Annotated in this window: 20 protein-coding genes; 4 read left to right on the top strand and 16 right to left on the bottom strand. The window is 53.3% G+C overall.

The genetic code is table 11. The features are described from left to right. Positions 1-13 precede the first annotated feature (13 nt). The 13 genes from trxA to nirB form a co-directional block, all read right to left on the bottom strand. The gene (gene trxA, locus DNH61_RS00415) at positions 14-322 is read right to left on the bottom strand and encodes a thioredoxin (protein WP_111144726.1); all 309 of its coding nucleotides are present in this window, start codon (positions 320-322) and stop codon (positions 14-16) included. Between the two features lie 54 nt (positions 323-376). Next, a complete protein-coding gene (locus DNH61_RS00410; RefSeq protein WP_111144725.1) occupies positions 377-811 on the bottom strand; it encodes an RrF2 family transcriptional regulator in 435 nt (144 codons plus the stop codon). 153 nt (positions 812-964) lie between these two features. Next, positions 965-1,807, bottom strand: a complete 843-nt coding sequence (locus DNH61_RS00405; protein ID WP_181438521.1) for an aldo/keto reductase — start codon at positions 1,805-1,807, stop codon at positions 965-967. Between the two features lie 52 nt (positions 1,808-1,859). Further along, positions 1,860-2,750 (bottom strand): DUF72 domain-containing protein, encoded by an 891-nt coding sequence (locus DNH61_RS00400; RefSeq protein ID WP_111144724.1) that lies wholly within the window; start codon positions 2,748-2,750, stop codon positions 1,860-1,862. A 74-nt stretch (positions 2,751-2,824) separates the two neighbouring features. Next, positions 2,825-3,592, bottom strand: a complete 768-nt coding sequence (locus DNH61_RS00395; protein ID WP_111144723.1) for a DODA-type extradiol aromatic ring-opening family dioxygenase — start codon at positions 3,590-3,592, stop codon at positions 2,825-2,827. A gap of 35 nt (positions 3,593-3,627) precedes the next feature. After that, entirely contained in the window at positions 3,628-3,954 is a 327-nt protein-coding gene (locus tag DNH61_RS00390; protein WP_111144722.1) for a DMT family transporter, read from the bottom strand. Positions 3,955-3,960: 6 nt separating this feature from the next. Further along, positions 3,961-4,383: a DMT family transporter gene (locus DNH61_RS00385; RefSeq protein WP_111144721.1), complete on the bottom strand. Its 423-nt coding sequence runs from the start codon at positions 4,381-4,383 to the stop codon at positions 3,961-3,963. 7 nt (positions 4,384-4,390) lie between these two features. Beyond that, positions 4,391-4,972 (bottom strand): TetR/AcrR family transcriptional regulator, encoded by a 582-nt coding sequence (locus tag DNH61_RS00380; protein WP_111144720.1) that lies wholly within the window; start codon positions 4,970-4,972, stop codon positions 4,391-4,393. 217 nt (positions 4,973-5,189) lie between these two features. Next, positions 5,190-6,449, bottom strand: a complete 1,260-nt coding sequence (locus DNH61_RS00375) for a hypothetical protein (RefSeq protein ID WP_111144719.1) — start codon at positions 6,447-6,449, stop codon at positions 5,190-5,192. Between the two features lie 545 nt (positions 6,450-6,994). Further along, positions 6,995-7,768, bottom strand: coding sequence for a uroporphyrinogen-III C-methyltransferase (cobA, locus tag DNH61_RS00365; protein WP_111144717.1), 774 nt, complete (start codon positions 7,766-7,768; stop codon positions 6,995-6,997). Between the two features lie 71 nt (positions 7,769-7,839). Continuing rightward, positions 7,840-8,736: a uroporphyrinogen-III synthase gene (locus DNH61_RS00360; RefSeq protein ID WP_111144716.1), complete on the bottom strand. Its 897-nt coding sequence runs from the start codon at positions 8,734-8,736 to the stop codon at positions 7,840-7,842. Between the two features lie 61 nt (positions 8,737-8,797). Further along, the gene (gene nirD, locus DNH61_RS00355) at positions 8,798-9,130 is read right to left on the bottom strand and encodes a nitrite reductase small subunit NirD (protein ID WP_111144715.1); all 333 of its coding nucleotides are present in this window, start codon (positions 9,128-9,130) and stop codon (positions 8,798-8,800) included. A 68-nt stretch (positions 9,131-9,198) separates the two neighbouring features. Beyond that, positions 9,199-11,682 (bottom strand): nitrite reductase large subunit NirB, encoded by a 2,484-nt coding sequence (gene nirB, locus DNH61_RS00350; RefSeq protein WP_111144714.1) that lies wholly within the window; start codon positions 11,680-11,682, stop codon positions 9,199-9,201. Between the two features lie 348 nt (positions 11,683-12,030). Here nirB and DNH61_RS00345 point away from each other — a divergent pair, with 348 nt between their 5' ends. From DNH61_RS00345 to DNH61_RS00335, 4 genes are all read left to right on the top strand, one after another. Then, positions 12,031-12,588: an ANTAR domain-containing response regulator gene (locus DNH61_RS00345; RefSeq protein ID WP_111144713.1), complete on the top strand. Its 558-nt coding sequence runs from the start codon at positions 12,031-12,033 to the stop codon at positions 12,586-12,588. A gap of 314 nt (positions 12,589-12,902) precedes the next feature. Further along, entirely contained in the window at positions 12,903-14,129 is a 1,227-nt protein-coding gene (locus DNH61_RS00340; protein ID WP_111144712.1) for a nitrate/nitrite transporter, read from the top strand. Positions 14,130-14,189: 60 nt separating this feature from the next. After that, a complete protein-coding gene (locus DNH61_RS26165; protein WP_181438520.1) occupies positions 14,190-14,363 on the top strand; it encodes a hypothetical protein in 174 nt (57 codons plus the stop codon). Between the two features lie 298 nt (positions 14,364-14,661). Beyond that, the gene (locus DNH61_RS00335) at positions 14,662-16,758 is read left to right on the top strand and encodes a methyl-accepting chemotaxis protein (protein ID WP_181438519.1); all 2,097 of its coding nucleotides are present in this window, start codon (positions 14,662-14,664) and stop codon (positions 16,756-16,758) included. A 99-nt stretch (positions 16,759-16,857) separates the two neighbouring features. On the opposite strand, the gene mobA is transcribed toward DNH61_RS00335, so the two are convergent. The 3 genes from mobA to DNH61_RS00320 all read right to left on the bottom strand — a co-directional run bounded on the left by mobA (position 16,858) and on the right by DNH61_RS00320 (position 20,561). After that, entirely contained in the window at positions 16,858-17,481 is a 624-nt protein-coding gene (gene mobA / locus DNH61_RS00330) for a molybdenum cofactor guanylyltransferase (protein WP_111144710.1), read from the bottom strand. Positions 17,482-17,611: 130 nt separating this feature from the next. Continuing rightward, a complete protein-coding gene (locus DNH61_RS00325) occupies positions 17,612-18,652 on the bottom strand; it encodes a stalk domain-containing protein (RefSeq protein WP_111144709.1) in 1,041 nt (346 codons plus the stop codon). 250 nt (positions 18,653-18,902) lie between these two features. Beyond that, the gene (locus tag DNH61_RS00320; protein ID WP_111144708.1) at positions 18,903-20,561 is read right to left on the bottom strand and encodes a glutamine--tRNA ligase/YqeY domain fusion protein; all 1,659 of its coding nucleotides are present in this window, start codon (positions 20,559-20,561) and stop codon (positions 18,903-18,905) included. Positions 20,562-20,681 lie beyond the last annotated feature (120 nt).

Here is a 20,681-nt window from a genome sequence, read left to right as displayed (position 1 = left end):
GGCCAACGCAAGCTTATTGGTTTTGAATTTTCGTCTTGAGTGATTCCTTGCTCTGAAGGCCGACCATCTTGTCAACCGGCTGTCCATCCTTGAACAGAATCAGGGTAGGGATACTCATTACACCGAATTGGGAAGCCAGTTCAGGCTCTTCATCCACATTGATCTTGGCGATGGTTGCCTGACCCTCCATCTCAGCTGCAAGCTCCTCAACAATCGGAAGCTGCATCTTGCAAGGTCCGCACCATGGTGCCCAGAAATCTACCAGCGCTACGCCGCTTTCAATGCTCTTCGCAAAATTCTCTTTCGTCAAAGCTACTGCCATGATAATCATCCTCTCCTTGGAATTTCGTGTATGTTTAGGGGAATCCCGTCATACCTAGTCAGCCGCTTCAGGCACACATTCCTGGATCTGCCCCAGAACGGAAGATATCGTGATATCTTCGAAGTACTTCTCCAGCTGCCGCTCGGCAGCGCAGAAAATGCCGTTCATGACGGACCGCATATTGGAACCGACGACACAATCCATACCCGGATCACCTGAGCACCAGCTCGGCATTACCGAGCCTTGCGCCATAGTACGGTAAATATCAGCCAGCGTAACGACCGCTGGATCGATGGTCAACCTGTACCCGCCGCGTGTTCCCTCTCTTGTCTCGACGAATCCGCCTTTACGGAGAACGCCCATCACTTTGCGGACCCTGGCTGCGTTAGTCTGTACATTCTCTGCGATTGTTTCGCTTGAAGCCATCCGCTCCGGCAGATGAGCCAGCAAGACCAGGCTATGGACGGCTATTGTGAATTCGCTGTTCATCACGGCACCCCGCTTTATACTGTAATGGTATCAGTTACAGTTGAAGTTGTCAATGGATGCCGTAAACAGCAGTCTCCCGATTGTAGTTTGCGTTGCTGACAGCCATTCCATTCGGCTCTCCCGCGGTGTGACTGCTCGTTATAGGCAGCGCTTCTAGAAGTTAAAGTTGTCCGGATCCGGGCCAAACCGGTGGTCGCGGTTCAGTTCACCGATCTGTCTTACTTCGTCGGCAGTCAGCTCAAAATCAAAGATATCCGCATTCGAGGCAATCCGCTCGGCTTTAACCGACTTCGGAATTGTGGTGACCCCTGTCTGCAGATCCCAGCGCAGCACAATCTGTGCAGGGGATTTTCCATATTTTCCGCCAATCTCATTTAGAAGCGTCACATCCAGGTTGCCCTGCATAAGCGGACTCCAGGCCTGAAGCTGGATATTATGTTCGTCGCAATAGGCTTTGACCTCGCGCTGTGTCAGCAGCGGATGATATTCCACCTGATTAACCGCCGGCTTAATCTCGCAGTCCGCAAGCAGATCCTTCAGATGATGGACCTGGAAGTTGCTGACTCCAATGGCGCGAACGGCACCGTCTTTATAAAGCTTCTCAAGCGCCCGATAAGTCTCCTTGTATTTGCCGGCGACCGGCCAGTGAACCAGGTACAAATCGATAACTTCAAGACCAAGCTTGCTCCGGCTCTCCTCAAACGCACGCAGCGTTGAGTCGTACCCCTGGTTCGAGTTCCACACCTTTGTGGTAACGAACAGCTCGGAACGGTCGGTGCCGCATTCTCTGATGGCGCGGCCAACGCCCTCCTCGTTACCGTATACCGCTGCTGTATCGATCAGCCGGTATCCCTGCTTCACGGCAGTTGTTACCGCATCGACCACTTCCTGCCCTTCCTTGCTCTGAAACACGCCTAGCCCGAGCCAAGGCATATGTACGCCATTATTTAACTCCACGCGGTTCGACAAACCGGTAATTCGTTTACTTTCAACCATATTATGCATATCTCCTTTAGATGTGATGGTTTCACTATACAGTATAGTAGCTTTATTCTATGATTTCATCCGCCTGTGCAAAAAGTTCCAGCTGCTCCGGCTGACGCCTGACCTCAAAGCTCCCCCGCGGCGGTGTCTGCCCCAGCAGCATCATCATCTCCAGAGCATTGGCTGACGCATGGCCCCCGGAATTGTTATTGAAGATCACACTGACGGTATCCGTCATGGTCTCCAGCCGTTTCAGCCGTTCCGACCAATCCGCCAGCTCTGTCTCATTATAATCGTATAAGTAGCGTACCTCTCGCCAATTCGGCTGACCCGAACTATGCCACCCTTCCACGTTTCGTCCATGGAAGCGGACCAAAGTCATCTCTTCTGCCGCAGCGGCCTCCACAATGGGCACGGAGCCTTTGCCTGCTTGAGGCTCGTCACAGACTGTATGATACCAGCCTTCAGAACGCATGAAGTCAAGCGTCCGCTCTGCCATGCCGCCCTCAAACCAGCTCTGATGCCGAAATTCCAAAGCGCACGGAATCCCTTCCATCCTCGCCCTGGTCTCTCTCAACTCCTGCACATTCGCTTTCGTGCAGTCAAACCAAGGAGGATATTGAAACAAGACAGCACGCAGCTTGCCCGCCTCTATCATCGGAGCAATCGAAGCCCTGAAGGCCGCAAACATATCCTCCACAGCCTGTCCCTGTGGCGCGGGTCCTCTCGTGTGTCCCGTCATTCCCTGGTACGCCTTCACGATGAACCGGAACGCCGGCGGCGTTTCAGCCGTCCACTTCTCCATGTTGCGGAGCGGCTGAATCGCATAGAATGTGCTGTCGACTTCCACACAGCTGAACCACCTGCTGTAAGCCGTCAGCTTATTCTTGGCCGAGCCGGGTTCGGTATATAAGGAATCATGATCTCCCCAGCCGGCCAGCCCAATCTCGATCATGCGCCGCTCCTCCTCGTTTTATCTCCTATTAACCATGCCGCACCTGTCTCAATCGAGCGTAGACATTATTCAATTCAGAAGGAAAGGCAGAGATAACTGAGAGAGCCGTAATCATAACCGCGATAGATAACGCTGCCCTTCGACTGCTCCGCCTTGCTGCCAAACGCCAGCAGCAGCGGGACGAAATGCTCCTCACGGGGAACGGCCCGTTCGGCATGCGGCGCAAGCTCCCTGTAGCGGAACAGCTCCTCATTTGAGCCGCTGCCGATTTTGTCGATAAGCCAGTCATCGAACTCTACTGCCCATTCCTCCGGCTCCTTCCTATCCCAGCGCAGCTGCCGCAGATTATGGACCGTGGCTCCGCTGCCGAGGACCAGGATACCTTCTTCCCCCAGCCCTCTGAGCGCTTCCCCGATCCGGAACTGCTCGGCAGGCGGCAGGAACGGATGGACGGACATCTGCACGACCGGAACATCTGCTTCCGGATACAGCCTTCTAAGCAGGGTCCACGATCCATGATCAAGCCCCCGCTTAACATCCATCTGCGTCTGTATGCCGTGCTGACCGAGGCGTGCGGCCAGCCCATCTGCAATCGCTATAGAGCCCTTGGCAGGATACTTGATGGTATACATTTCCGGAGGAAAGCCGCCGAAATCGTAGATCGTATCATAGACGCCATCCATTCGCGAGATCGTCGTAACTGGCTCTTCCCAGTGTGCGGTAAACACAACAACTGCCTTTGGCCGCATGCTTTTTCCCAATCGGGCAAGAAAATCTGTATACTCAGAGTCTTCTATGGCAAGCAGCGGGGAACCATGCGACAGGAACAAAGCTGGGATCATCGAAAACCCTCCTCCATATCGTTAATTACTTAAAACTAGCCGTGTACGCCCCCGACAATGCGCAGCCCGGCAACACCCGCTATAATCATCGCAATAAACAGCAGCTTAAGCGCCGCCTTCGACTCCTTGAATACCAGCATACCCAGAATGACACTGCCTGCCGACCCTATACCGGTCCATATTCCATAAGCCGTGCTGATCGGAATATCCTGCAGCGCCCTGGAGAGGAAATAGAAGCTGACAAACCCGGACAGTACCGCCCCGATTGCCGGCTTCCACTTGCGGAACCCATCTGACAGCTTCAGGAAGGTTACCCCGCTCACTTCACCAAGCCCCGATATTAATAAATAAATCCAAGCCACGCTTCATCACCCCTCCCCTGTCTGCGGAGAGTTGCCGCGCTTCATGTTTAGACCGGTTTCTGAGGCCTCGTCTCCTGCCTGATCTTCGCCCGCCTTCACCGCATTCGCTGCATCTCCCGAAATCATCTTCAGTCCCACGATGCCCCCCAGAAGCAGCAGCACAAAGAACAGCCGCCAAAATCCCGCAGGCTCGCCAAGAAACAAAATACCAATGAGAACGGTACCTGCTGTACCAATCCCCGTAAACACCGCATACGCTGTGTCAATCTCAATCTGACGCATCACTTTGGCAAACATATAGAAGCTGAGCACAAGCAGCGCTATCGTAATCAAACTTGGCAGCGGCCTTGTAAACCCCTCCGACTGCTTCAGCCCGAATGCCCAGACCACCTCAAGTATGCCCGCCAGAACCAGTAGCAGCCATGCCATTACAACCTCATCCTTTCACGCTCTGCCAATAATAATGCCAGATCATCTGTTGTCTTTCCCGGTATATTTCTCTGCTATACAGCTGGCTTTCCACGAGCAGCCCGTCAACAAAAGCGTAGAAGACATTAATAAGCGGCTGAACCGCCTGCTCACGAATCTCCCCGGTCTCCATTGCCCGCTGAAGCATTTGCCCAAGCATCTCATTAACAGCCTTCTCGAACTGCATAAAATCATGCTGCAGCTTCGGCTTCAGCAGCTTCGGCGGCATCAGCATTGTTTTCTTCAGGAAAGCCTGCGCGCCCCCTGACTCTTCCGAGTCCGTATAGTAGTCATAGATAGCCTTGAGCCTGCTCTCAAGCGGGCCCGGCCGTGAGCTTGACTGCTCCACATAATCGGTGATTCGCTGCCGCTCACTCTCAGCCGCCTCCGCAAACAAGCTAAGAAACAGCTGCTCCTTCGATTCAAAATGCGCATAGATGGACGGTGTCTTAATGCCGACCGCCTTGGCGATCTCAGCCAGCTTCACCCCGTCGTAGCCTGATTCCGCAAACATCTCACGCGCTACTGCCTTGATCTGGCCTGCCGACATCGTATACCTCCTTTTAGCTTTCTAACGAATACTAACTAACGTTAGTTAGGTGAATTATATAAGAAATAGTCCTGTGCTGCAAGCAGGCTTTAACAACATCCGAATGCATCAGTCTGATTTTGAAAGCAAATTATTATAAAGCGACCCGACTTTTTATCAGGCCGCTCCCTTTTATGTTTACCTTTTCGCAAAAGGTAGCTATAATCCGAAACCATTTTCACCAGGCCGAAGCGTTTTTGCGGGCAAGTTCATCATAAAACCCGAATTTCACCATTTCCTCGACCATAATTCCCTCAAGATCTTCACTATTAAAGCCTTTGGCATTAAAATCACGGATCAATGCCAGCTTACCGGCATATGTCGCGCGTGCCAGGTATTCCCGCAGTTCCTCTGCTTCCAGATCATCATCTACCAGGAGGGGTTCGTGTTGGCGGCCATTATCTTCAGGATGCACGGTGGTTACGCCAAGTCCATCATGAGTGGCCACGACAATTCTATTAGCCCGTTCAGCTTTGACACGACCTAAATAGGCGTACGGCTGCTCAATCAGTGGAAGGTTTAGAGCTTCAACCATCCTATCCATAATTTGACGGCGGCGCGCCTTCTCTTCTTCAGTTGGCGCCCACTCGCTTTGCTCATCTTGCTGTTGTTGGACTAGATAAGCTTCCTCGTTATCAAACGAATAGTATATAAGTGAATCATCTATCGCGATAATACTTAGAAACTCCCTGATATTGTTGGCGACGACCTCTCCAGCCTCATCTCCACCCATTGGCGAAACCATAACAATTGGAGCTTCGTTAAGATCGGCCACTGTTCCGAAATCGGTCAGGAACCCAAAGTGGATGCCATCTCCGCCCGTCCAGCCGAATACAATAACGTCCCAAGGGGTATTCTCATACTCGCTATGGTAGTAGCCTCCATAAAAACCAAGCTCGTCCCACAAAGACAGTCCCTCCTTTTGGAGCTGATCATCTAAGGAATAGAGGGCATCAAAGATAACGGGAGGAGAATATTTCCCATAATTAATATTTTCGCTTTCCTCTGGACTCAAATCGGCGGCTTCAATAGCACTCTCTTCCGGCTCTGGCTGCTGCCTCTGTTCCAGGCGACTTTTGATCTGAGCAATAACCTCGGGATCGGTAACGACACCTGGCGTTTGAGAAGTTGTAATTATCACTTTGTCCGTCTTTGAGGTATATTCAATTTCCGCAAATGTCCTCATTTCTAATAGTCTTGCAGCGATATAGATATGATCGTCAATGAGACGAAGTCCATCACCCCATTCATCATGCAAATAAGTAGTTGTCTTTCGTCCAGGTGAACTGAAGGAGAGCGAGATCGAACCGCCCTCTTCATGGTTGTACGTCCATCCCATTGCCTTAATAACGGGATCTAGAGGAAGGAACATTTTCCTACCTTCTTTAATGAGGGGGATACCGAGCGAAAGTTGGTTTCCGTCTACAAAGATGATCAAGGGGGTTCCTGCTTTCTGTATAGGTTCTTAGGATTTTCAATCCAATTTACAATTTTTAGACTATAATAGAATCTTAGAAATAACAATACACTCAACAAAGGTACAACTGATCATAACAGCCCATATCTTAGAGGACAGCGAGGTAGCGTCCATGTTTATTAGCCATATCTATCGATCAAAAGAAGATCTGATGGATAAAATCAAAGCCGCGGATGCAAGTGCCCAAGTCACTTGATTAAAGACCTCAAGATTATAAATCGCGGGGAAAAGTACTTGGACCCTCTATTAGAGTATTTAGACGCTATCCAAGCTGTTATTATTTTTATTCCAGAGCGTCTTTATAAGGAACTGACTGCTAAAGCGAGTGAAATATTAACCAGCAGATACTTCCCTAACGGACTTTTCGAGATGGATGGAATAGCGTATGCGTCGTTCCAATCTGTTAATAACTTAGTATAAAACAGGCACCCATACACTGACACTCCAAAAAAGTGTTCAGCGCATGGGTACCTGTTTTTTCTCTTGCTTTATTTCTTTATCTAAATCTAACCCGTATACGTTAGCAGGGACTCGACTTCTTGCCGAATGAGCTGATCCCGCATAGCAACGACCGGGCCAACTACAATGGTTACCGGGCTCTTCAGCTGTGCCTGCTCCTGCAGCTCGACAATCGTAGAGACTGTGCCTGTCACGACGCGCTGCTCTTCCCATGAACCGCTCTGGATAAGAGCAATTGGCGTATCCGGCGCCTTGCCTCTGTTCATCAGCTTCTGCGTAATGGCAGGCAGCTGCTGCAGACCCATCAGGATCACGAGCGTCTCAGCCCCAGCCGCCCAGCTCCAATCCACGCAGGCGCCTGTCTTGCCTGTGCATTCATGCCCGGTTATGACCGCGAAGGAGGCGGCAAGCTTACGGTGCGTGACCGGAATGCCGGCATAAGCGGGTGCCGCGATGCAGGAAGAGATCCCCGGTACAACCTCGAACGGTATTCCCCGCTCTGCCAGACAGAGCGCCTCTTCGCCGCCCCGTCCGTATACGAACGGGTCGCCCCCCTTTAGCCGGGTAACAACCTTGCCCCGAAGCGCATGCCGAATGATGAGGTCATTGATATCCTCCTGCTTCATGGTATGGTGACCCGATGCTTTGCCGACATAGATCATCTCGCAGTGCGGCGAAACCTCCTGCAGCAGCTCCGGCGATACCAGCCGGTCATAGATCAGCACTTCCGCTTCCCGGATCGACTCCAGACCTTTGACCGTTATCAGCTTCGGGTCTCCCGGGCCTGCTCCAGTCAAATATACGAAACCTCTCTCACTCATAAGCACGCCTCCTCCAAGACCAGTCACCCTTCTATACTACAGACAAGCCGCGACGGAAGCTTATTATTCTCTTACTGCTCCCCCGGCTTCTTCGTACGGTCGGCGGGCTGGTCAGCCGCACATTCTCCGGCCGCAAGCTCGCCATCCGCATCCAGTTCATCTGAACGGCCGCCAAAATGTCTGGACATGGCCACAATCATACTGCCCATCCGCTCTTCCTCCGGAAACAGCACCCGCTTCACGCCTTCCTCGTAGAGCCCCTCGGCGGTAACCTTACCGACTGCAACAGCCAGCACGTCATCATCAAATGCGGCCAGCACGGCGTCAAGCTTCCCCAGCTGTGCCGCTGATTGCATCACATAGCGGACTTGGACCGTACTGGTAAAAGCCACAGCCTGCACCTGTCCGCTTACAATCTCGTCAATGAGCTGGCCAACGACCGAATCCTCCGGCGGAATATGCTGATAGGGGAGCAGCTCCTCGCAGACCGCCCCTCTGGCAGCCAGTGCTCCCGTTACACGCGGTGCCGGATCGCCGTAGAGCTGCAGCGCAACCCGCTTGCCCTGAAGCTCATAGGGAGCCATTTCCTCCAGCAGTCCGGCTGTTGTTCCGTCATTATCGCGAACCGCCGGGGTTAGGCCCAGCTTGCGCAGCACATTAACCGTTTTATATCCCCTTGCGGCCAGCTTCATCTCACGCAGAGCCGCCATGAAACCCTCTTCAAGCCCTAACTGTGAAGCTTTATTGAATAATGCCTCTGTACCTACGCCAGTTGTCAGTACGAGCCAGTCAGCAGGGTCGGCAATCAGATCCTTCAGCTGTTCCTCAATTCGCGAATCATCCACGAATACCGTACCCTGGGCAGGACGGATTACCGCCCGTCCCCCAAACTTCTCAATCATACGGCTCATGTCCTCAGCCTTGCGCGGGCCGGTTACGGCCACCGTTATGCCTTCCAAGCGCGCCATTCACGCCGCCTCCTTGTATGGGTGGTGGTGTTTTACGGGCCGCTCCGATGGCATACCCGCATCACGATACCAATGATTGTACCCCATTCAAGTCAAGAATGACATGACCGTTCTCATCGACAGTTACCGGATAGGTGGACACACAGCCGTCGTCCGGCGCCTGAACCATACCGTCCTGCAGGTCGATCTTCCAATCGTGGAGCGGGCAGTAGACGTGGTGGTCGCATACCATGCCTTCGGACAGCTTGCCGTTCTTGTGCGGACAGCGGTTCTCCACTGCTTTCACCGTGCCATCCGACAGCTTGAACAGCGCCAGCTCCAGTTCACCCATCCGGAATACGCGGCCCCTGCGCTCCGGAAACTCCGAGATGTGGCCAATATTGAATTTTTTCATGGTCGCTCTCTCCCCTCGATTGTCGGCAGGCATGCTGCCGGTCTGATGCTGTATTCCAACGCCGCTTCTTAGCGGTCCTTATCCGATAAAATCACTTTGCCGTCCACTGGCTCCCCAGCCGCCGCGGCACCTCTCTCTGGCGCAGCTGTCAGAGCATCGAACGCCGAGCGGAGCTCATCGTTCTCGATAATCTGCTTCCACGGATCCTTCATGAGGCCAAGGGTCTTGTCAATCCGGCTGACAAGCGCTTCGCGGTCTTCCTTCTTCTCCAGCGCCTTCTTGACGGTATCCAGACCAACACGTTGAACCCATTCACTGGTACGCTCTCCGAAGTTAGCTGTCTCCCGGTAATACTGAAGGTAAGCTGCCGTCCACTCCAGCACCTCTTCGTCCGTCTTCACCTTGACCAGCAGCTCTGCCGCCCGGACCCTAGTACCACCATTGCCGCCGACATAGATTTCGCTGCCGCCGTCGATCGCCACGACGCCCAGGTCCTTGATCGTCGATTCCGCGCAGTTCCGCGGGCAGCCCGATACCGCGAGCTTCACTTTGGCCGGCGTATTCAGCCGCTCGAACCGCTTCTCCATCTCGATGCCCATCTTGATCGAATCCTGGGTACCAAAGCGGCAGAAGGTGGAGCCTACACAGGTCTTGACGGTGCGGAGTGCCTTGCCGTACGCATAGCCGGATGGCATATCCAGCTCCTTCCACATCTGCGGCAGATCCTCTTTCTTGACACCGAGCAGGTCAATTCGCTGACCGCCCGTTATTTTAACCAGCGGCACCTGATACTTCTGCGCTACACTGGCGATTTTCTGCAGATCATCCGGCGTCGTCACGCCCCCGTAAATCCGGGGCACAACCGAGAACGTGCCGTCCTTCTGAATATTGGCATGATTCCGCTCGTTAACAAACCGCGATTCCAGCTCGTCATCATGCTCTTCCGGCCATACCATGCCGAGATAATAGTTGAGGGCCGGACGGCATTTGGAGCACCCTTCCGGGTTATCCCATTCCATCACATGCATAACTTCCTTGGAGGTAGTCAGGCGCATCCGCTTGATGGCTTCTACAACCTCGTCACGGGTATGACGGGTACAGCCGCAGATGCCTTCCTTGACCGTCTGCACATTATCCGCACCGAGAGTCGCCGTCAGAATCGCTTCCACCAGCGGTTTACAGCCGCCGCATGACGCTGAGGCCTTGGTGCATGCCTTGATCTCGTTCAAGCTGACGCAGCCGTTCTCGGTGATGGACTCCACGATCGTATCCTTCGTGACGCCGTTGCAGCCGCAGACAATTTCATCTCCGCTCATGGCCGCAACCAGGTCTTCATTGCTCGCTGAGCTCGAGCCGCCGCCCGCACCGAACAGCACTTCCTTCTCCCGTCCGCTGAAATCCTCACCGCTGCGGATCAGCGAGAACAGCCTTGAACCATCAGCCGTATCACCGAACAGTACGCTGCCTACCACCTTGCCGTCACGGAACACAACCTTCTTATAGATCCCGTCCAATTCATCCTGGACTCGCAGCGCCTTCGTTCCCGGCTCATCCGTGAAGATGCCTGCCGAGAATACATTAACACCGGATACTTTAAGCTTCGTGGAAACAACGGAGCCTTGGTAGCCCTCGTTCTCCACACCAGCCAGACTCTTCGCGAGAACTGCCCCCTGCTCATACAGCGGTGCAACCAAGCCGTAAGCAATACCCCGGTGCTCCGCACACTCCCCGACTGCATATACATTCGGTATGCTGGTGCGCATCTGGTCATCAACGACAATACCGCGGTTCACTTCAATGCCGCTGTCCTTGGCCAGCTGGACATTCGGCCTGATTCCAACCGCCATAACAATCAGATCAGCCTCGACATGCGTCCCGTCCTTGAATTTCAGGCCTGCCACACGCTTGCGGCCTATGATCGAATCTGAATGCTTTTCCAGCAGGAACTTCATCCCCTGAGATTCAAGCTCGGCCTGCAGCATCCGGGCTGCCGTCAAGTCCAGCTGACGCTCCATCAGATAATTGTGAATGTGCACGACACTTACTTCCATGTTCAAATTCAGAAGGCCGCGCGCCGCCTCCAGACCGAGCAAGCCGCCGCCGATGACAACTGCCTTCTTGTAGGATTTGGCTGTCTCGATCATCGTCTCGCAGTCCTTAATATCCCGGAAAGCAATAACACCTTCCTTATCCGCACCCGGCAGCGGGAGCATGAACGGGAGAGAGCCTGTTGCGAGTACCAGCTCGTCATAAGCGACCTCGAGCCCCTGATTCGTTGTAACCAAGCGTGCTGCTGTATCAATACGGGTTACCGTCTGTCCGGCATGAAGCTCGATATGATTACTGCTGTACCAATTCCAGTCGTTCAGTACAATATCTTGCATGTTCGCGTCCCCCGCCAGCACGGAAGACAGCATGATTCTATTGTAGTTGGGGTGCGGCTCCGCACCGATTATCGTAATATCATAACGGTTCGGGTTCAGCTTCAGCAGCTGCTCCACGAATGAGACCCCTGCCATACCATTGCCGATCATAACCAGCTTCTTCTTCATAATAGCCTCTCCTCCTGTGGCGCAAATCCCTGATATGCTGCACCAGCTCCGGTGCTGTTCAGCCTGCAGACAACCAGGTCATTGCATCGCTTTGCCTTCTGGCAAATAGTTGGATGTAAACATGAAAAGCCCACCCCTTGATTCAAGGAGCAGGCTTCGTCGCCGAGGAACGCGGCACGCCGTTGTGCCAGAACATTCACTGATGTACTCAGTATAAGGTATACCATGATGTATGTCAATATATCTAACATGTATTTTGAACTATCTTAACATCGACACACCTTTACTTCTATGTTATATTTTATAACACGTGTACACATAATGCTAAGGTGGAATGAGGTGAAAATCATGCTGAAGACGGTTCTGCTTGTAGAAGACAGTCCCTCCATTGAATCCTTGGACAATCTTAAACAAAGCTGCCGCACCTTATACCGGTGCCGGTCTGATGAGGAAATTCTTCCGCTCATCAGCGTGTCCGATGCCGCAGTCCTCTTGACCCCCCTTGAGAAGATGACAGACTGGCAGTCAACAATTAGCGGCATGAAGCGCCTGCCGATCCTATGGCTGTGCCAGGAAGACCAATATCCAGGTGAGATGGACTGGGGCTATTCACTGGACGGTCTTCTATTCCCCACCATGACGCCATCCGAGATGCTCTTCGCCCTGAAATGGGCGATCCGTTCCCACCATCAGCGCAAACGCTGGTTTGAAGAAAGGGAGCAGCTGCTGCAGCGGCTCGAAGAGCGCAAGTGGATCGATCAGGCGAAGGCCGTGCTCTGTGAAATTAAGGGCATATCCGAAGCCGAAGCCTATGACTTCCTGCGCAAGCAGGCTATGAATGAGCGCAAGCGGGTCGGTGACATCGCCGCTTCCATAGTAAAGGTGTATCAGCTTATCCATGGTTGATTCCACTATTAACTCATCAAACTTTTTTTATGTTAGAATAGTTGACATTCACAATCTGACTCGCATATAATCCAACTAAGTTCACAATGCTGTGACAAATAATACCCGGAACGCACAATGACGTGCATCCGGTTGGCAATGCGGCCGCCTTTCATCTTCATGGATGAAGTGCGGCCTTTTGATGTTTACATCAGCATGATGAAGTCCCCGGGGATAACCTGCAAGTTACAGACAGATGGATAATCAACCAGCAAGCATCTGAAGGCTTCAGACAGAACAAACAAAGAACATGGATTCGGGAGAGGAGTATTACTATGGAGAATAAGGGATTTTGGCAGAGCGGGCATAAGCCCTCACTATTCAGCGCATTCCTGTATTTCGACGTCAGCTTTATGATTTGGGTTCTGATGGGACCGCTCGTCATCGTCATTATGAACGATTACCCGATGGATGCCGCACAAAAGGCGAATCTGGTTGCCCTTCCGATATTGGGCGGTTCTGTTCTGCGCCTGGTGCTCGGCTTCCTGACCGACTATATCGGACCGAAGCGGACCGGGCAGATCGGCATGATTATTACGATGGTGCCGCTGATCTGGGCATGGCAGTTCGTAAACTCCCTTACTGAGCTCTATTATGTAGGTTTGCTGCTCGGTATGGCAGGTGCATCATTCGCGGCCGCACTTCCGCTGGCGAGCCGCTGGTATCCGCCGCAGTATCAAGGCCTGGCAATGGGCATCGCTGGCGCAGGCAACAGCGGCACCGTGCTGACAACCTTGTTCGCTAACCGGATCGCGCAGCATTTTGGCAGCTGGGAAATTGTGTTCGCCTTTGCCCTCATTCCGATTGCGATCGTCTTTATCGTCTTTAGCATCTTCGCCAAGGATAGCCCGAACCAGCCCGCACCCAAGAAGCTCGGCGATTATGCTGCCATTCTTAAGTACCGTGACACCTGGCTCTTCTGCATTCTGTACAGCGTCACCTTCGGCGGATTTGTCGGCATGTCCAACTACTTAACCATATTCTTCAATACCCAGTACGGCTTGTCCGCAGTGAAAGCCGCTGACTTCACCACCATCTGTGTTATCGCAGGCAGCTTCTTCCGTCCCGTTGGCGGATGGCTGGCTGATAAAATCGGCGGCATACGCATGCTTATGCTCCTCTATGCCGGAGCAGGCATTATGCTCGCATCCGTATCTTCCATCCCGCCTCTATCGGTGGTAACCGTTCTACTCTTCATTGGCATGATGTGTCTGGGCGCAGGCAACGGCTCGGTATTCCAGCTCGTGCCGCAGCGCTTCCAGAATGAGATCGGCATTGTAACCGGCATTGTCGGGGCAGCCGGCGGGCTTGGCGGTTATTTCCTGCCGAAGATTCTCGGCAACCTGTATCAGTCGACCGGGTCGTATACACCAGGCTTCCTGATTCTGAGCGGCATTGCCCTCGGATGCATGGTCCTGATGTTCATTGTCCAAGGCCAGTGGAAGAAGACATTCGTCGGCCACGGCGGCAAGGCTTTGGAGCAGCCGTCGGCAGCTTCCTAGCCGTCTTTTGCCCGCTTGGTAATTAACAGCCCGTACTCTAGACAGGAAGGGATGATCGTAATGTTTGACTCAACAGATGCTTTCGACATGCTTGATGTGTTCGATATATGGGGTACGTACAACCCGAACCATCAGCCTAGACTTCCGCAAGTGAGTCACACAGACCCGCATTCCGAAGCTCCAGCAAACCATGGCGGCACTGGCCGGGCTAGCCAAACTCATCCCATGGAGTAACAGTCAATCTATTGACTCCGGTTATCATGGAGCTCATCTTACAGCGGGCACGGCTGCGCGCGGCAAACGGGAAGCAGAATCGACCACTCCCCTGCTTCCCGGGAGCGCCGCCCGTGCCCGTGTTTTTTTTGCTTAACAGCGTGCATTCTTCCAGCATTTATCTCATACTACACTGATTCACCCACCTTCATTTTGCACATTATTAAGCAATTAACCCTCTTCTGCGGAAGAGGGTTAATTGCTGTCGAAAAAGGTCGATAAATAAGGTAGAAAAAACATGCGGGAGAGGGCGAGATTGATGCAATTATATAAAAATTTGAAGCTCGGATATAAACTTGCAGTTAGCTTCGGTCTCATTATTCTGTTATCCTTGGGAGCTATTATCGGCTATAACCTGATGAATACCTATGACAGCAACCTAGCGTACGGTGAGGCTGTAGCCGAGGACGCATCAGCGGACGCCGCAAGACCACTGCAGATGCAGCTGGCAACCCTTCACGCCCGTCTCGAAGCCATACGCAGCCAAGTGCTGGATGCAAGCCAGAACGGCACGGCACAGCGTGAGGATATCGTCAGGCAGCTCGGCTCTATGCTGAGTGAACATCCGCAGCTGCTCGCACTTTACACGCTGTGGGAGCCCGATGCATTCGATGGTCAAGATGCCGATAACCGCAGTAAGGCCGCTTATGACGACGCTACAGGAAGATTCATTCCATATGTTTACCGTACTGGAGACGGTACGATTTCCAGTGAACCGCTGCCCAGTTACACAACGCCTGGTATAGGCGACTACTATCTCGAACCTAAGCGGACGAAGCAGCTATACTGGATGGATCCGACTCCTTATATGGTGGGCGGACAGGAAGCAACGATGACTTCGCTGATTCTTCCGATTATTAGCGCTAATGGGGATTTTCTCGGAATCGTGGGCGGCGACATACTGCTGGATACCCTTCAGCAGCAAATTGAGGAACAAAAACCAATGGGAGGTTATACCGTTCTTATTGCCGGCAACGGACAGTATATTGCCCACGGGCTAGAGCCCGAACGTGCCGGTACCTCCTTTATTGAGCGTAACCCCGACACCTGGGAACGACTTCAGAGTGGCGAGAGCAAGATGTACCAGCATAGAGCTGGCGGCGATGTGCTCCGGTTGTTCGAACCGGTTAGGGTACCCGGCAGCGAGGCAACATGGTTTTACATGACGGTAATTCCGAAAGCAACAATTCTTGAGAGCTTCTATGAAGATCTTACCTTCTCCATGATTATTGCCGCCGTATCTTTGCTATTGTTAGGCGGTGTTACAACCCTGATTATCCGGTATATCGTTAAACAGGTGCGCCAGGTTAATCATCTTGCAACCCTTATGGCAGACGGTGATTTAACGGTAACGCTGCCGGTTAAATCCAAGGATGAATTCGGCACAATGGCACTTAATCTCAACCGTATGAGCGACAATCTCAGAACGATGGTGCAGACAGTATCCCAGCATTCCTTGTCTGTAGGCGCGACCTCTGAGGAACTGACCGCGAGTGCCGAGCAGACCAGCTCAGCAGCGGAAAGCATCGCTACTTCCATTCAGGAAGTATCCAGCGGCGCCGAGACACAGCGCCATGAGCTGAGAGAGTCCTCCCGCTCCATGCATGAGATTGCAGAAGGCGTCAGCCGGATCGCTGTTTCTGCTTCCGCTGCAGCCAGCGCATCTCAGGAGGTTGCCGAGCGGACACAGCAGGGGAACCTGCGGATGCTCGAAGCCGGCAGCAAGATGTCTTCAGCCTTGCAGTCGGTTGAGGAGACAACCCAAACGATCCGTTCCCTGCACAGCCGCTCAGAGGAAATCAGCCGCATCACTGGTCTGATTACCCAGATCAGCAACCAGACTAATCTTCTTGCCCTCAATGCATCAATTGAAGCGGCACGTGCAGGTGAACACGGCCGGGGCTTTGCGGTAGTGGCAGCTGAGATCCGCAAGCTGGCCGAGCAGTCCAAGGCTTCTGCCGAGCAGATCAACGGTATGCTGGAAGCTGTGCAGCAGGACACCCGAAAGGCCGTGCATGCCATGGAACAGGGCAGCATTGAGGTTGCAGACAGTGCTGAATCCGTTCAGGAGAGCGGCCGCTTGTTCACCCTTATCCTTGAGCAAATCTCGGATGTCAGCAGGCAGATGGAGGATGTCTCCGCCACCTCCCAGCAAATATCGGCCGGCAGCGAGCAGGTCTCCTCTGCACTTGGGCAGCTGCGTCATGTCAGCGATTCCGCAGCCGACCAAGCCAATCAGGTTGCAGCCGCCTCTGAAGAGCAGCTGGCGACGATGGAGGAGATCACCTCGGCCTCCGAAGGCTTGGCGGACATGGTACAGGAGCTGCTGCAGCTGATGTCCAAATTCCGTACCTGAGCCACACCCCCGCCTGTATACACCAATTGAATTACATCAGCATAGAAGCCGCACAGCTGCATATCGCAGCCGTGCGGCTTCACTCGTGTACAGACCGGGTTACATCAGCTCGGATATTACCCGCTCATAGTCACCCGGCGTGTTCATATTCATGAAAGCTCTATGCTCCTGCTCGCCGCAGGGCTCCACCATCTCCGTCCGCAACTGTCGCAGGGCAGCCATAAACCGCCGTTCGTCCCGCTCCAGGAGTTCAGCCAGCTTGATAGACACTCGCGAATGGTACAAGGCATGAAGCGGCTGGCCGGGTGCGTGAACAGCATCTGCAACGCTGCCAGCTGCTGCTGCCAGCTGCCTGCCGTACAAGGATGCGGACAAGAACGGCATATCGCATGCAGCGGTAAAGGCATATCCTTCCGGAAGAGCACAGAGTGCCGCATGCAGGCCCGCTAAGGGACCTTCTCCCGCATACCGGTCAGGTACCCACAGAATGTCTTCCGCGGAACGAACGCCTGGAGGCTGAACCTCCAGGAAGACACGCTTATACCGTTCTGCCCTCTCCAGACTGCCGCATGCTACTGCAAGACAGCCCTCATTGCCAATCAAATGGCCGACACGCTCGATCAATCGCACAAGAACCGGTCTGCCTGCCAGCTCCAGCAGCGCTTTGTCCCGCCCCATGCGGCTGCTGTGCCCGCCTGCGAGAATAATGCCGTTCACATTCATCACTTCACCCGTATTCCTGTTCTAAGATGCGGGCTGCCAGTCTGATTTCACACATTCGCCCACAGACCAAACCCTCGTATGCTTTCAGTCTATCGTCCGAATCAGACTATGGCAAGCTGTCCTGCCGTTGTTAATCAACACGCGTCTTCACAAGAGCCTTGCCGAGACTGATCATCTCTTCGAAATGCTTGCGGTACTCCTCCAGTATCGCCGTACTGAAGCCGCCAGCCTCAAGCTCAGCCTTGGTTTGCGACAATATTGTCTCAAAATCCTCCGTACACTTGCCAAGCAGCTCCTCGCCTTGACCGAGAAGCTTATTCCGCTCAGCCCCGCTTTCCGCCTTCAAGTACTTGTTGAGCAAGTCTGTCATATCGGCCTGGCAGGCGTTCTGCAGCTCGGTGAGGCGCTTCTCTGCTTTGGTTACGATGGCTGTATAGGCCGCGTCCACTGCTCCTCCGCCCGGTGCACCGCCACCTGCCGTTCCTCCGGATGCTCCGCTACTCCCCTGTCCCTTGCCTGCACCCGGAACAGCCTCTGTGGAGGTGCCTGTATCCGAAGAAGCATCCGGGCCAGCTCCGCCACTGGCAGGCAGAGCGGGATTTTGTCCTCTCAGATAGGCCTCCGAATATCCTGTTATACGCTTGCCCGCAGCATCCCATATGATCTTCACGCCCGCAGACTCTGACATGAAGCGGACTGGAACATAGAGCGTTCCCTTATAGCTGTAGACCTTCAGCCCGGAAGCAGGATGCTTCTCAGCTCCCATGAAAGCAAACTTGGCTTCCGCCGGAACAACTGACAGGGCAACACCACCCTCGGCCGCAGCTTGATTGTCCTTGGCCGCAGCTGCCTTCAGATAGCTTTCCAGCCTCTTGCGCTCGGCCTGATCCGGCTCCTCAATCCGAACAGAACGATCCTTTGCATCCCATATCACCCGCTTCATCAGGGCATACGAAACAAATCGGACTGGAACATAAGCAGTACCCTTAACCATAAATAAATACTGACCTTCGGGAAGCTTGAGAGTCTTGCCGTCGAACACCAGCTTCAAAGCGGTTGTCGTCACACGAACAGGGGAGGGGGAAGGAGCAGCAGATACGGATGCCGAGCCCCCGATCAGCATACAGCAAATCCAGATCACGGCTAATGCGTGCAGTTTTGTACGTTTCATACAATCTCCTTTGCATTCTTAGTGATAACACAAAACGAAACATCACTTAACTAATAATTATTCAAAATGAATAGTGTGCTATCCCATTATATCTATCAGCTGACCACCTTGGCAAGACACCCTCCCATAGTAGCTTCCCTCGCCCCCAACAACCGCTAACGCATAACAAAGAGACCAGGCTGCAGGCATGTCTCCATACCCGGCCCGGTCTTGAATACTTGACACTATAGATCAGCGCTTGCTGATTCCCTTAACCCTTGGCATCGAACGAGCTCTTCAGCGAAACGATCCGGTTAAACACCAGCTTCTCAGCCGAGGTGTGCTTCGGATCCACACTAAAGTAGCCGTGACGGAAAAATTGAAACTTGTCATGCGCCTTGGCTTCCTGCATGTTAGGCTCAACAAATCCCTGCTGAACCTCCAGGGAATTAGGGTTAATGCATTCGAGGAACGGCTTGCCGTTATCATCCGCTTCATCGGTAATAAGCGGCTCGTACAGCCTGAAATCCGCCGCCAACGCTTGGGTAGCCTCCACCCAGTGGATCGTTCCCTTCACCTTGCGTCCGGTAAAGCCTGTGCCGCTCTTCGTCTCCGGATCGTAGGTGCACCGAAGTTCGACCACTTCGCCGCTGCTGTCCTTGATGACCTCCTGGCATGTAATGAAGTAGGCATGCTTGAGCCGGACCTCATTGCCAGGGAACAGGCGGAAATACTTGCTTGGGGGATTCTCCATAAAGTCATCCCGTTCAATGTAAATCTCACGAGAGAACGGGATCTGGCGCTTGCCCATCTCCTCATTCTCCGGATTGTTCTCCGCCTCCAGCATCTCCACCTGTCCTTCCGGATAATTGGTGATGACAACCTTCAGCGGCTGCAGCACAGCCATCGTACGAGGCGCCTTCAGCTTGAGATCCTCACGGATAAAATGCTCCAGCATGCGCTCATCGACTGTGCTGTAGGCTCTTGCGACCCCGATTTCACGGCAGAATGCACGGATGGCCTCCGCAGTGAAGCCCTTCCGGCGCAGGCCGGAGATTGTAGGCATCCGCGGATCATCCCAGCCGTCAACGACCCGTTCGTCCACAAGCATCTTAAGCTTGCGCTTGCTCATAACCGTGTTCGTCAGGTTAAGGCGCGCAAACTCGTATTGATGAGGCGTCGCCTCCATTTCGCATTCACGAACAACCCAGTCATACAGCGGGCGGTGATCCTCAAATTCCAGCGTACAGATGGAATGGGTTACACCTTCAATCGCATCCCCCAGCGGATGAGCATAATCATACATCGGATAGATGCACCAGGCATCGCCAGTACGGTGATGGTGAGCATGAGCGATCCGGTAGAGAACCGGGTCCCGCAGGTTAATATTCGGGGAAGCCATATCAATCTTCGCCCGCAGCACCTTCTCGCCATCCTTGAACTCTCCGGCGCGCATCCGGCTGAACAGGTCCAAGTTCTCTTCCACACTGCGGCTGCGGTATGGACTTTCCTGACCCGGCTGCGTCAGCGTGCCCCGTGATTCTCTGATCTGCTCGGCTGTCAGGTCACACACATAAGCCTTGTCCTTCTTAATCAGCAGAACCGCCCGCTCATACATCTCTTCGAAATAGTCGGATGCGAAGCGCAGGCTGTCCCAATCGAAGCCAAGCCACTTCACATCCTCCTGGATGGATTCCACATACTCCGTATCTTCCTTCACCGGATTGGTATCATCGAAACGGAGATTGGTCTTTCCCTTGAATTCGTCCGCCAGTTCAAAGTTCAGGCAGATCGATTTGGCATGACCGATATGAAGATAACCATTCGGCTCTGGCGGGAACCGGGTGACAACTTCGCTAACCTTGCCTGTCTTGACGTCTTCTGCGACAATATGCTTGATAAAATTTGAGGACGATGTTTTGTTTTCCACAGTGACCAACCTTTCCCACGGTGAATTGCTATCCCTCTATCATACACCATTTCTCCTGCGAATATAAGAACCGCATACTTGTTTTCAGAGAAGCTCCCAGGCCGCATCAGATCTGCACAC

Origin of the sequence: Paenibacillus sambharensis (assembly GCF_003233845.1) — a bacterium.
In the GTDB taxonomy this organism is placed as follows: Bacteria; Bacillota; Bacilli; order Paenibacillales; family Paenibacillaceae; genus Paenibacillus_I; species Paenibacillus_I sambharensis.
Note: the sequence above shows the minus strand (reverse complement) of the source record. Positions and strands in the feature narration are given on the sequence as shown.